A 13,377-nucleotide genomic window follows, 5' to 3' on the forward strand; every position below is an offset into this window, starting at 1 on the left:
TGTACATTCCTCCGACACCTCGATGGATCCGGTCGCTGCGGTCGTCCCGCTGTGGGTCGGGACTGGCGACGTGACACTCGTGGGCACCACAGCCTTGAGAAGAGTGTGTCGTCCGCTTCCCGACCTGACTGCGATGATCTACCTGTTCGGGAGCGTCGTTGTACGGCAACTCCGACGCACGATCCCGTTGGCGTAGCTGTCGAGATCCTCTATTGCGTGGCCTGCCGGAGCGTGATGAACTGTCAAGGTCACACCATGCAGGAGGAGGAGGTCCTGACCACTCCCGACCGCCGATGATCACGGCCTCGCCGGCGAGGGTTCTGGTTCTCGTCGCTCTGTGCGTGTGCATCGCCGGCGGTTCGCGACAGGTGACGGCCGCCGGTGCGGGGTACGCATCGCCGCAGACGCCTGGGCCCGCCCTCGAGATTGCTGGCACCACGCTGCGGGCCAGCCTCCACTGCACCGGCAACCTGGGGGATGGACGGGTGCCGGTCCTTCTGGTGCCGGCGACGACGGTCACCCCCAGGGAGAACTTCAGCTGGAACTACATGTCGGCGTTCGATGCCGAGGGGCGGCCCTACTGCACCGTGACCCTGCCCAACCACGCGATGAGTGACATGCAGGTGAGCGCCGAGTACGTCGTTCACGCGATCCGGGCGATGCACACCACGAGCCGGAGCCGCGTGCAGATCGTCGCCCACAGCCAGGGTGGCGTGGTGGCGCGATGGGCACTGCGCTTCTGGCCGGACCTGCGCGCGCTCGTCGACGACTACGTGGCCTTCGCGCCGCCCAATCACGGCACGCTGGTCGCCGACGGGCTCTGCGTTCCGGACTGCGCGCCGGCGGTCTGGCAGCAGACCTACCACTCCCGATTCGTCACCGCTGTGAACTCCTACGAGGAGACGTTCCCGGAGGTGTCCTACACGGTGATCTACACCCACTCCGACGAGATCGTCCAGCCCAACCTCGACGCCCACGGGTCATCCGCGCTGAGTGGGCCGGTCGGACAGGTGACCAACGTCGCCGTCCAGGACATCTGCCCGGAGGACTCCTCCGAACATCTGGCCGTCGGCACGTACGACGCGGTCGCCTACGCCATCGCGATGGATGCCTTGACCCATCCGGGGCCGGCCGATCCCCGCCGGGTGGCACCGTCGGTCTGCACCGGCGGCCTCATGCCCGGGGTCAACCCGACGACCTTCGCCGCCGATTACGGCGACGCCGCGGCCACGCTCGCCCAGGTGATGGCCACCTCTCCCCACGTCCCCGCCGAGCCCCCGCTGAAGTGCTACGTGACCGGGACGTGCGGCTGATCGCGAGGGCCGCCGTCCCCTGCCCCGCCGCTCAGGCCCTCGGGGGGACGCTGTGCCAGTGCACCCCGCCGTTCACCCGTGCGCCCCTGCCGCGCAGGATTACCTCGCCGGGGACGCCGGCGCGCACCCGGTGCTGCCAGCGGGCATTCGCTCCCAGGCTGGCGTAGAGGGAGGAGGCGGTCTCGAGGTGCTCCAGGCCCCGGTCGCGGTCCGGTGCTCCCTCGGCGAGCAGCATGCGTCCGTGGAGGTGAAGGGCCTCCGCCTCGTCCCAGCGCAGCCCCTGCTGTCGAAGCAGGGAGGTCACGGACTCGAACAGGCCGTCCGCCTCGGTGGTCCGCCCCTCGGCGGCGCGGACCACCGCCTCAGTCAGCGAGACCGCCGAGCCGAGACCGTGCCACTCCGCGCCGTGCGACCTGATGCCCGCGCAACGATCGAGCTCCGAACGTGCCTCGGAGGAACGGCCCTGCTCGGCGAGCAGCAGCGCCAGCTGCGCTCGGCACCAGAGCTCGAGCCGGACGTCGACCTCATCCTCGCTTCCGACCGGCAGCGCTGAACGGAGGCTCTGCTCGGCCTCGACCGGCCTGTCGAGGAGGCGGAGCACCGCCGCGCTGCGACAGTACTCCGCCGCCTCGTACCACCGGTTGCCGCGGTCCGCCGCTACGCTGCGCGCATTCTCGAGGAATCGGAGCGCGTCCTCCCATCGCCCTGCCCCCAGGGCGAGCAGGTACTGGACGTGGAACAGGGCGGACTGTGACGGCGCGTATCTCTCCGCCCTGCGGTGCGGCCCTCCCAGGGCGAGGGCGTACCCGACCGCGCTGCGCAGCACACGCCGGTGCACGGGCGCGTGCTCCGGGCGCTGGGAGGCGAGCTCTCGCTCCGCCCACCGCCCTCCCGCGTCGACGTCGCGCAGGCAGATGGAGTCCAGGCAGCACAGCAGGCAGGTCGCCATGAACGCCGACACGTGGTGGTGCACCTCATCGGCAACCCGCCAGGCACGCGTCATGAGCTTCCGGCCGTCGTCGAGGCGGCCGTCTGCGGTGAGCATCCAGCCGTGGACGGCGGCCGCGTTCGCCCACAGGGGCGCGTCCCCGCAGTGGTCGGCGAGGGCCATGGCTTCGGCGGACGACTCCAGCCCCTCCAGCGAACGCATCCTGGCAAGGGCGACACTCGCTGCGGCGAGGCGCAGGTACCCCTGCGAGATGCCCCGGGGCCCCCGAGCGAGGATCGGGGCGGCGGCGCGAAGATGTGCCTCGGCCCGGCGGATGTCGGTCATCTCAGGGTTGGCGGCATACTGACCGCCGAGATGCGCATGCATCTTCGCCACGCCGGCATGGTCACCGCTCTCCTCGCACAGCCTCATCGCACGCTCGAAGCAGGCGACCCCGCGGGCGTAGTCGAGGTTGCTGGTGAACATCGCGGCGCCGAGGCGGCGGAGCAGGCGCGCGCGGGCGGAGGCGTCGCCGCCGGTCCCATCCAGGACCTCGAGGGCCGTCTCCCAGTGCCGCGCTGCCTCCTCCCAGGCGAACACCGCCGCGGCGGTGTCACCCGCCTGCGAGGCTGCCTCCACGACCAGGCGCGAATCCGCCAGCCCTCCCGCCAGCCGGCAGTGTGTGGCGACCTCGAGCGCGCGGCTGCCAGGGGCGCCGCCGGCGCTGTCGACGGCCCTGGCGGCCCTCCAGTGGGCGCGCTGCCGTCGGGGAGTGCTCAGCCCCTCGTACAGGGTCTGGCGCACCAGTCCGTGAGAGAACGCGTACCGGGGCTCGGGGAGGCCGCGGACCTCCACCAGGAGCCGCCGGCCGATCGCCTCCTCGAGCGCATCCAGGATGGCCTCCGCGTCCATTCCGGTCAGCCCGGGGAGGAGCGCGAACGCGAACTCGCGCCCGACGGCCGACGCGAGGGCGAGGAGGGAGCGGCAGTCGGGCGACAGGCGCGCCAGTCTGCGGGCGACGACGTCTCGCACTCCGGCGGGGATCCCCATCTCCTCGAGCAGCGCCGAGGACGGCTCGGCGGCCACGGGGCCGGCCGGCTCGGCCTCGGCGAGGTGCCGCAGCACCTCCTCGAGGAAGAACGGGTTCCCCTCGGTCAGGCCGTACAGGCTGTCGACGAGGCGGTCTCGCGAGCCGCCGCCGGCCAGGCTCGAGATCAGGGCGCTCGCCGCGGAGCGGTCGAGACCGGTCAGCTCGATGCGCCGGAGGTGGTGCACGCGGCGGAGCTCCACCAGCGTATCGAGGAGCGGGTGTGAGCCGCCCACCTCGCCGTCTCGACAGGTTGCCAGCACGAGCATCGAGGAGATCTCGGACGACCGCATGACGTGTCGCAGGAGGTGCAGGGTCGGCCGGTCGGCCCAGTGCAGATCGTCGAGGATGAGCACCAGCGGTGCCGAGACCGATGCCTGGGCGAGGAGGGCCGCGACCGACTCGAAGAGCCGGTACCGCTCCATGTCGGGGTGGTCGGGGCCCGGAGGTGGCTGGCCGGGGATGCGGTCGTGCAGCTCCGGGACCAGCCGTGCCGCGTCCCGTGCGCCGCCTCTGACCGCGGCGCGCAGCTCGCCGGTGGACGCCTGAGTCACGTAATGACGAAGGGCCTCGACGAACGGCTGGTAGGGAAGCAACGCCTCCTCGTCGCAGCGACCGTGGAGCACCGTGGCCCCCTCCGCATGCGCCGACGCGGCGAGCTCCGCGGCCAGCCGCGTCTTTCCAACGCCCGGCTCACCGGAGAGGAGGACGAGCTGGCGCACGCCGTGCCGTGCCTGGTCACAGGCGTCGACCAGCCGCCGGAGGACCTGGTCGCGGCCGACGAACGCGGAGCTTCCCGGCGTCAGCAGCGACACCGGCAGGGGCAGGGCGAACCCCGGGGCCGACCGCCACACCACCTCGACCGTCGTCATCGACTCCCGCAGCCCCCGGATCGCCAGCGCACCCATCGGACGGAGCAGCCGCTGTCCCCGTGGACCGGCCAGGGCGCGGACCACGTCGGAGGCGATGACCTGCCCTCCCACCGCGCTGTCGCAGAGCCGCTTGGCGACGTTGACCGCGGTGCCGAAGTAGTCCTCCTCATCGAGGATGGGCTCACCCGCATGGAGGCCGATCCTCACCGCCAGCGCGTGATCGGTGGCCCGCTCGTTGTGACGGTGGACCGCCTGCTGCATCTCGACGGCGCACTCGATGGCATCGATCGCCGAGGAGAAGGCCACCTTGAGTCCGTCCCCCACCTGCCGGACCTCGCGACCGTCGTGTGCGCTGACGGTGTCGCGCAGCAGTGAGAAGTGGAGACGTCTGAGCCGCTCTGCCACCTCGTCACCCAGCTGATCGTAGAGCTGGGTGGATCCGACCATGTCGGTGTAGAGGAGGGTGATCGTGGCGTTGTCGCTCATCACATCCGTCCGCATGCGGCGCGATCGTCTGATCGTCCGGTCGAGACCCACGGTACGGGCGCGCGTCGATCCGCTCCATGCACCGCGACCCGTCTCGAGTGTGGATTCCTGCCGCGCCGCAGGCCCACATGGTGATCAGGCCGCCGTCGCCTACCTCCGCGCTGCGGGCATCGCCCGCGTGGCCGATGCGAGGTGCTGGTGGACCGACGCCACGGCGCTCGAACCCTCGCCGACGGCCGACGCGACCCGCTTCATCGAGCCCTGGCGGACGTCGCCGACCGCGAAGACGCCCGGGACCGAGGTCTCGAAGGGGAGGGGCTGTCGCGATGCGAACGCCGGTCCGGTGGTCACCGGGTTCGGGAGGGAGCGGTCGGTGAGGACGAAGCCGTCGCGGTCGAGCTCGACGGCGCCGCCGAGCCACGAGGTCGCGGCCTCGGCGCCGATGAAGCAGAAGAGTCCGGCGCACCGGACGGTCCGGCGCTCGCCGGTCCGGGTCTGCTCGAGCGTCACCTGCTCGAGGTGTCCGTCACCGGCGAGGGCGCGAACCTCGGTGCCGGTGCACAGCCGGATCCGCGGGTCGGCCTCGATCCGCCCGATCAGGTACTGCGACATGGTCCGGGTCAGATCGTCGCGGCGGATGGCGATCGACACCCGGCTGCCCTGCTGGGCGAGGAAGATCGCCGCCTGGCCGGCCGAGTTGCCGCCACCGACGACGACCACCTCCGACCCGCTGCAGACGCGCGCCTCCAGGTCGGTGGCCGCGTAGTACACGCCGGCTCCCTCGAAACGGTCGAGGTCGTCGACCGCCAGGCGCCGGTAGCGGGCGCCCGTCGCCACGATCACCGACCGGCACCGGATCTCGCAGCGGTCGGAGAGGACGAGCACGAGGAATCCGTCCTCGATGCGCAGCGTGCACGCCTCGCACGGGCTGGTCAGCCACGCACCGAGACGCTGGGCCTGGATGGCGGCTCCGGCGGTGAGCTCTCCGCCCGAGATGCCGTTGGGGAAGCCGACGTAGTTCTCGATGCGGGAGCTGGCACCGGCCTGGCCGCCGACGCCGACGGCGTCGACCGACAACGTGTCGAGGCCTTCCGAGGCGCCGTACACCGCCGCGCCCAGGCCGGCGGGGCCGGTGCCGACCACCACCAGGTCGAAGACGCGACCCGGGATTGCGTGATAGGTGAGACCGAGGTGGTCGGCGAACTCCCCCGGCGTGGCCCGCCGCAGCACCCCGGTGGGCGTGAGCACCGCGGGGAGGTCGCCGGGATCCAGCCCCAGGCCGCTCAGCAGGGCGTCGACGCCGTCCGCGTCCTCGAGGTCCATCCACGAGTGGGGGAGGCCGGCCCGCAGTGCGAACCGCCGCAGGGCCATCGCCTCGGGTGAGTAGCGGGAGCCGACGATGCGCAGCGCGAGCGCCGCCTCGCCGGTGCGCAGCGCCTCCCGGCGGGCGGCGAGGGCGCTGAAGATGATGTCGGCGACGTCCGGCTTTGTGGTCATGAGCCGCCGGAACGGGTCGTGCTCGATCACCAGCAGCCGTCCCGGCTGGGTGACCCGGGCGGTGAGGTACGGCCGCTGGCCGGTCAGGAGGGTCAGGTCACCGAGGAACCGTCCGGCGACGTGGGTGGCGATGATGGCCTCCCCCGCGTCCCCGTCCAGGCGAACCACCTCGACCGTGCCCTCGAGGACGACGAAGAAGTCGGACGTCTCGTCGCCCGGGTGGTACAGCACCTCGCCGGCTGCGACCACCCGCTCGTGACCGAACTCGGCGAGCTCGGCGAGCGCGGAGGCCGACAGGGTGGGGATGTAGAGGTCCGCTCCGGGGACATCCGCCGTGCCCGCCGCGACGGCGCGTGCCATCTCGGCGAGGCGAGCCTCCGAGGTCACTGGACGAAGCGCCGGATCGCGTCGGCGCGGTCGATCTGCTCGGTCCCGGTGGGGGCGGTGGAGACGGGCATGCGTGGCTCCGGCGGCGGGGGGTGCCGGCCGGCGGAACCGGTCGTGCCCGGGACACGATAGAGCGTCCCGGGAATCCGTGTCACAAGACACACCGGAGGGGGTCAGGCGGGTGCGGCGGCCCGGGTCTGCTCCTCGCTCACCTGCCAGAGCCGCCGCGCCGCCTCCATGTCGAGGGCCGCGGCAGCCGGCGTGGCGGGTCGCCGGTCGACGTAGTAGCCGCCGCTCGCCTCGGCGACGTCGGGGGAGTCGACCAGCCACACCAGGGTCTCGGCGCCCCGCTCCGGGGTGCGGGCGACGGGCTTGAGGAGGGTCATCAGCGCGCCGACCACCGGTCCGTTGTTCCGGGCGAAGCCACTGGCCACGAATCCGGGATGGAAGCAGTTGGCGGTGACTCCCGCTCCTGCATTGCGCCGCGCCAGCTCGGTGGTGAAGAGGATGTTCGCCAGCTTCGACTCACCGTAGCGGCCGAAGCCGCGAGCACGGTACGAGCGCTGCGCGTCGAGGTCGTCGAAGGGGATGTGCGCCCCCCTGTGGGCGTCGGACGCGGTGGTGACGATGCGCGCCGGCGCGCTCTCCCGGAGCCGGTCCAGCAGCAGGCCGGTGAGAAGGAACGGGGCCAGGTGGTTGAGCGCCCAGGTCGCCTCGATGCCGTCCTCGGTGAGCCGCCGGCTGGTGAACATGGCCCCGGCGTTGTTGACCAGGACGTCGAGGCGAGGGTACCGGTCGAGCACGTCGGCGGCGAGGCGTCGCACCGACGCCTGCGAGGAGAGGTCGGCGAGGAGCACGTCGACGCTCGTCCCGGCGCCGCCCGCGGCCGTGATCCGGGCGACGGCGTCGCGCGCCCTGGACTCGCTGCGGGCCACGATGGCCAGCCTCGCTCCCCGCGCCGCCAGGGCCTCGGCGGCGGCCAGCCCGATGCCGTTGGTTGCCCCGGTGATCAGCACCCGCCTGCCGCTCACGCCGGTGGGGTCCATGGCCGATGAGGGTAGCGGGTTCGGTGAGCGCGAGTGCACCCGGCGACGGAGTCGACCCGGGTGGCGGTGATGGCGCGGAACCCGTCCTCAGCGCGCCCGCACGCGGACCGGCAGGGACTGGACCCCGCGGAGGAAACCGGTCGCCCGAGGTGGCTCGTCGACGAGCGGCTCCAGGCCGGCGAAACGCTCGCGGAGCCGCCCGAACACCACCTGTGCCTCGAGACGCGCCAGCGGAGCCCCCAGGCAGAAGTGGATTCCGGCGCCGAAGCTCAGGGGCTGGTTGTCGCTGCGTCCGACATCGAAGCGGTCCGGCTCGGGGAAGCGCTCGGGGTCGCGGTTGGCGGCGCCGAGCATCGCGACCACGGCGTCTCCGGGGGCCAGGGTGATCGAGTCCACCTCGGCCGGCTCGAGCACCTCGCGGGTGACGAACTGCACTGGCGAGTCGTGGCGCAGCATCTCCTCGACCGCCGAGGGCACCAGGTTGCCATCCGTCCACAGCCGGCGCATCTCGCCGGGATGCCGGAAGAGCGCGAGCAGCCCGTTGCCGATCAGGTTCGTGGTGGTGACGAAGCCCGCGAAGTACAGGAGGAACACCGTGCCCATCAGCTCGGTCTCGGAGAGCCGTCCATCGTCCTCGTCGCGCACCGCGACGAGCGCCGAGAGCATGTCGTCCCGGGGATCTGCGCGCCGCTGCGCGATCAGCGTCCGGAAGAAGCCGTCCCGGACCTCGGAGGCGGCGTCGATCTCGCGCACCTGATCGTCGCTGGGCTCGCGGCCGCCCTCGAGCCGGCTGTCGAGGAACAGGGGACGGAACAGGTCGCGGTACTCCTCGGGAACGCCGACCAGCTCGCTGATGACACAGACGGGGAGAGGCAGGGCGAGATCCGCGATCACGTCGGCGGAGCCCTTCTCGGCGATGCGGTCGAGGTGCTGGTCGACCAGCTCGGTGATCCGCTCCCCCAACCCCGCGACCCGGCGGGGCGTGAAGGCCCGGTTCACAAGACCCCGCAGCCGGGTGTGGTCGGGCGGGTTCGCCATCAGCATCGACGACCCGCGCCTGCGTCGGCGCTCGAGATGCTCGCGCAGCGCCGGCGACCGAACCTCGCCCAGGCCCGGTCGGCGGAGCGGACGCGTGCTGTCGTGACCGAGGCGGTTGTCCTGGAGCAGCTGCCGGCAGGTCCGATGGCGGAACGCGTACCAGAGGTCGTCCCGCTCGCTGCGCTGCATGTCCGGCTGCTCGAGGACCCGCCGGTAGAGCGGGTAGGGGTCGGCCCAGCCCTCGGCGGTGGCCATCACCCGGTGGAGCGCGTCGGCCGCGGACAGCGTCGCCGTCATCGGTTTCCCTCCTCAGCGGGGTCGCTGGGTGCGGCGGACTCTCGGGGACGCCCTCTCAGTGCGGAGAGCCGGGTCAGTCCCCGCTCGAGACCGCCGTCGAGCAGATCGAGCGCCTCGGCGACGAGTGTCGGGAGATGGGGCTGGCCGTCTCGCGCCAGCCACGCGGCCACCGCCACGCGAAGCGACGCCAGGGTCGAGGCCGCGACCACGCCAGGCCTCAGATCGACGGCCGGATCGACCCCGATGCGCTCCGCGACCATGTCCGCCACCGCCTCCTCCCAGAGACGCTGGTGCGCCAGGCTGCGCGCCTGCAGGGACGGGGTCCGGGCCATGATCCTGGCCCGGTCGAGCAGGCGCTGGCGTTCTGTCTCGTAGCCTCCCGCCATCGACAGGATGGCGTGGCGGAGCGCGGTGAGCGCCGGTTCGTCCTCGGGCCGGCCGCCGAGCGCGCGACGCAGGTGGGCCAGCAGGCGCGGATGATCCGCCAGCAGGACGTCCTCCTTGCTGGCGAAATACCGAAAGAAGGTCCGGCGCGACACATCGGCTCGCGCGGCGATGTCGTCGACGCTGACGACGTCGAAACCCCGCTCGGCGAACAGCCGCAGAGCCGCCTGTTCGAGGGCGGCCTCGGTGCGCAGGCGGTGGCGTTCGCGAAGCCCGTCGCCCCCGCCCTGGTCGGATCGTCCAGCGCTCACGACGAACCAGTATGGCCCCGAGTGGCACTCAGTGCAAGTCGGCACCTAATGCCAGCAGGCGTCGACCGCCACGTGTGGGAGGTGCCGCCTTGCATTTCATTACATATTCGTTAGAATCGGCCGCAGCGCCGGGACCCGGGATCCCCTGGGTTCGCGGAGGCCAACCATGCTGGCCCCAGGCCGCGCCCCGGCGGGCGGACGCGGACATGGAGCGGGTGAACGAGGGTCCTGCGGGTGGCGAGCGCACAATTCGCCCGCGTGAGGACCCCAACGGCCGTCCGCGTGCGTCCCGGTCCGGCCGCCACCGTCTGGCTCCGCGAACGGATTCGCTCGGCGCAGGGTGACGACCCGCTCGCAGCCGTCACGGTGGTGGTCCCCACCCACCACGCCGGTCTCCACCTGCGGCACAGCCTGGCCGCCACCGGGTACGCCGGGGTCCGCTTCACCGTGCTCTCCCGGCTCGCCGAGATGCTCGGAGCGCGGCGGCTCGGCGACAGCGGCCACATGCCGCTCACCGCGCCCGTGCGCGGTGCTCTGGTCCGCTCCGCGCTGCGGTCGGCGGGTGGTCCACTGGCGGCCTCGGCTGCGCACGCCGGTCTCGTGGACCTGGTCTCCGCCCTTGCCGCGGAACTGCGGCATCGCCGCGAACCGGATGCCGACGTGGCCCGCATCCGCGCCTCCGGGACGCCGACCGCACGGGCCGCGCTCGACGCTGTCGACGCGTACCGGGTGCGCCTCGCCGCCGAGCGGCGGTACGACGACGTCGATCTGCTCTCGGCCGCCGCCGCCGCCGTCGGCGCCGGGGAGGCGGCCTCCGTCCTGCGCGACGTCGGCACCATCATCGTGCTGCTCCCCGACCACCTCGATCCTCCGATCGCGAGCCTCCTTCGAGCCCTGGCCGGCCATGTCCCGGTCGAGGTGGCGCTCGCCGACGTCGACGACGCGATCGCCGGCCTCGACCTCCTCGGCCTCGGTGCGGTCCCGGCGGTGACCCCGAACCGTCTCGAAGCGGCAATCCCCACCTCTGTGACCATCGCCGCCGACGCCGTCGAGGAGGTGCGCGCCGCGGTGCGCGACGCTCTCGCCGCGCTCGAGCGCGACACCCCGGTCCCGCTGCATCGGCAGGCGATCGTCTACCGCGACGCCGCCGCGTACGGCCTGTTGCTGCGCGACACGCTGACCCTCGCGGGCCTCCCGTACAGCTCGCTCGACGGCCGTCCGCTGGCCGACACGGTGCCGGCGCGCGCCCTCCTCGGAGTGGTCCGCCTCCGCGACGAGGACTTCAGCAGGGGGTCGGTGCTCGGCTGGCTCTCGGGCCTTCCCCACCGGGGCGGGGTGCTGCGCAGCCAGGCGCGGTGGGACCAGCTGAGCCGGCAGGCTGGGGTCGTCCGCGGGCTCGAGCAGTGGGTCGGGCGCATGGGGCGGCTCGCAGAGGAGCGGCGACGCGCCCTCGCCCACCTCGAGAGGGACGACAGCGACGAGCACCTCGGCCGTCGCTTGGCGGTGCAGCGCGACATCGACGACGCCTCGCGGATCGTCGAGCACGTCCAGGCGATCGCGCAGATCACGCGACCCCCGTCCGAGCGCACCTGGCCGGCGCACGTCGCCTGGCTCCACCGCATCCGCGACGAGATCCTCACCCCCGACCACGCCTGGGGCGACGCCGACCTCGAGGCCTCACAGCTGGTCGGAGAGATCGTCGACGGGCTGGGAGCCGCCGCCGACATCGAGCCCGAGGTGGACGTGCGCACCGTCCTGCGCAGCCTCGAGGACGCCCTGCGGACCCGGGCCCGGCCGGAGGGACGGATCGGCGGCGGCATCCTCATCGGTCCGCATCGCGACCTGCTCGGGCTCGACCTCGAGCGCGTCCACGTCCTCGGCGCGCTCGAGGGCGCGTTCCCCGCCGGACTCCGCGTCGATCCCCTTCTCGCCGGCGACCCGCTCGACCGCCGGCCCGAGCACGAGGCCGGAGAGCGGCGCGCCTGGCAGGTGGCGCTGCAATCCTCCGCCGGCGAGGTGGTGGTGAGCGCGCCGACCGTCGACGTCGACGGGCGCACCGTCTACCCGTCGCCGTGGCTGCTCGAGCTCATCGCCGTGGACGGCCAGCGACCGCGGGCCGACGCGGTGCGCCGGGGGTCGGTCACCGACGGGCGGCTGCGTCGCGCCGGCGCGCTCACCACCGATGACCACGCGTCGCCGCCGCTCTCGGTCGCCGAACGACGCGAGCGCGAGGCGCTGCTCGCCCACGCGGGCGGCCTCGACATCACCGCGATCGCGCTCGCGCGCCGCTCCGACCTGCCCCTGGGGCAGGCGGTGCGGGTCGCGCGCGCCCGGCGCTCCTCCGAGCTCACCGAGTTCGACGGCGACCTCGCCGCCGCGGCGCCGGTTTCTCCGCTCCTGGCCGGCGGCCTGGCCGCCCGCGGCCAGTCGGCGACCGGCGTGCAGCAGTGGGCCACCTGCCCGTTCCGCTTCCTCCTCGGCCGCATCCTCTCGGTCGCGGCGACCCCGGATGCCGACGACGAGCGCTGGTGGCAGATCGACTCGGCCGAGCGCGGCACCCTGATCCACGGGATCCTCGAGGACTTCTTCCGCGAGGTCGCGGCCGGCGGCGACCCCCCGCCGGGGCGGTCCTACACCGCGGACCACCTTGCACGGCTCGGTGAGATCGCCGAGGTGCGGTTCCGCGATGCCGAGAAACGTGGCGTCACCGGTCACGACCTCGTCTGGGCGAACGAGCGCGCCACCATCCTCCGCGACCTGCGCTCGCTGCTGGCCGTCGACGCCGAGAGGCGTGGCGAGGGCGGTTGGGTTCCCGAGCTCCTCGAGCAGCCGTTCGGGATCGACCGCGACCAGACCTCGTGGCACGCCCTCGAGGTGCCGATCGCCGGCGGGTCGGTGATCCGGTTCCGCGGGTTCATCGACCGGGTCGACCTCGCGCCGGGGCGTGCACGCGTGCTCGATTACAAGACCGGCAAGTACGAGAAGCTGGCGGTGGGCGTGGAGGACCGCCTCGACCACGGCCGCCGCCTCCAGCTTGCGATCTATGCGCTCGCGGTGCGGCAGCAGGCGGTGCGGGATGGGCGCCCGCCACCGGAGCTCTCGTCGCTGTACTGGTACGCGACCTCCCGAGGTGAGTTCAGGACGACCGGGCTGGAGGTGACCGCGGAGGTCGAGGCCACCCTCGTCGACGTCCTCGGCAGCATCGACGCCGGGGTCCGCGCGGGATGCTTTCCGCAGGTGCCGGGCGATTTCAACGACCACTGGGGGCGCTGCGACAACTGCTCGTTCTGCGAGTTCGATGCGGTGTGTCCCGCCGGTCGCGACGTCGTCACAGCGGCCAAGCGCGGCAGCCCGCCGATGCAGCCCTACCACGCCCTCACCCCCGCCGCCGCCGCCGCCGACGTTCCGGATGCCGAGGACCCCGACGGATGAGGCGGACCCCGGTCGACCACGCCGAGCGCACCCGGCTGGAGTCCGAGCTCGACACCACCCTCTTCGTCGAGGCGGGGGCCGGGACCGGGAAGACCACCGCGGTCGTCGCCCGGATCGTCGCCCTCGTCGCCGCGGGGCGCCTGTCGATGGAGCGGCTGGTGGCGATCACGTTCACCATCGCGGCCGCCGGAGAGCTCCGGGTCCGCGTCCGCGAGGGCCTCGAGCGGGCCGCCGCCGACGAGGGCCGGCGGCAGCCCGAGCGGGACCACTGCGCGGTGGCTGCGAGCGAGGTGGAGCGC

8 protein-coding genes are annotated in these 13,377 nt (G+C 72.9%); 3 read left to right on the forward strand and 5 right to left on the reverse strand.

Annotation, left to right across the window (positions count from 1 at the left end):
• Positions 1-485 precede the first annotated feature (485 nt).
• A complete protein-coding gene (locus VGL20_18595; GenBank protein HEY2705694.1) occupies positions 486-1,313 on the forward strand; it encodes a lipase in 828 nt (275 codons plus the stop codon).
• A 31-nt stretch (positions 1,314-1,344) separates the two neighbouring features.
• Here VGL20_18595 and VGL20_18600 read toward each other — a convergent pair whose 3' ends face one another.
• The 5 genes from VGL20_18600 to VGL20_18620 form a co-directional block, all read right to left on the reverse strand.
• Positions 1,345-4,701, reverse strand: coding sequence for an AAA family ATPase (locus VGL20_18600; protein ID HEY2705695.1), 3,357 nt, complete (start codon positions 4,699-4,701; stop codon positions 1,345-1,347).
• Between the two features lie 135 nt (positions 4,702-4,836).
• A complete protein-coding gene (locus tag VGL20_18605; protein ID HEY2705696.1) occupies positions 4,837-6,543 on the reverse strand; it encodes an FAD-dependent oxidoreductase in 1,707 nt (568 codons plus the stop codon).
• A gap of 200 nt (positions 6,544-6,743) precedes the next feature.
• Positions 6,744-7,616: an SDR family NAD(P)-dependent oxidoreductase gene (locus VGL20_18610; GenBank protein ID HEY2705697.1), complete on the reverse strand. Its 873-nt coding sequence runs from the start codon at positions 7,614-7,616 to the stop codon at positions 6,744-6,746.
• A gap of 87 nt (positions 7,617-7,703) precedes the next feature.
• A complete protein-coding gene (locus VGL20_18615; protein HEY2705698.1) occupies positions 7,704-8,951 on the reverse strand; it encodes a cytochrome P450 in 1,248 nt (415 codons plus the stop codon).
• The gene (locus VGL20_18620) at positions 8,948-9,646 is read right to left on the reverse strand and encodes a TetR family transcriptional regulator (protein HEY2705699.1); all 699 of its coding nucleotides are present in this window, start codon (positions 9,644-9,646) and stop codon (positions 8,948-8,950) included. Before VGL20_18620 ends, VGL20_18615 begins: the two co-directional genes overlap by 4 nt.
• A gap of 258 nt (positions 9,647-9,904) precedes the next feature.
• Between VGL20_18620 and VGL20_18625 the strand changes: the two genes are divergently transcribed.
• On the forward strand, positions 9,905-13,078 hold the full coding sequence (locus tag VGL20_18625; GenBank protein HEY2705700.1) for a PD-(D/E)XK nuclease family protein: 3,174 nt from the start codon (positions 9,905-9,907) through the stop codon (positions 13,076-13,078).
• Positions 13,075-13,377 (forward strand): UvrD-helicase domain-containing protein (locus VGL20_18630; GenBank protein HEY2705701.1); only part of this gene is annotated, 303 nt, incomplete at its 3' end. The genes VGL20_18625 and VGL20_18630, both read left to right, overlap by 4 nt.

Source organism: Candidatus Dormiibacterota bacterium (genome assembly GCA_036495095.1).
In the GTDB taxonomy this organism is placed as follows: domain Bacteria; phylum Chloroflexota; class Dormibacteria; order Aeolococcales; family Aeolococcaceae; genus CF-96.

Bases quoted from the DNA above. Each gene is read 5' to 3' on its own strand.
- VGL20_18600 (HEY2705695.1), bottom strand. From the start codon at position 4,701: ATGCGGACGGATGTGATGAGCGACAACGCCACGATCACCCTCCTCTAC.
- VGL20_18605 (HEY2705696.1), bottom strand. From the start codon at position 6,543: ATGGCACGCGCCGTCGCGGCGGGCACGGCGGATGTCCCCGGAGCGGAC.
- VGL20_18610 (HEY2705697.1), bottom strand. From the start codon at position 7,616: ATGGACCCCACCGGCGTGAGCGGCAGGCGGGTGCTGATCACCGGGGCA.
- VGL20_18615 (HEY2705698.1), bottom strand. From the start codon at position 8,951: ATGACGGCGACGCTGTCCGCGGCCGACGCGCTCCACCGGGTGATGGCC.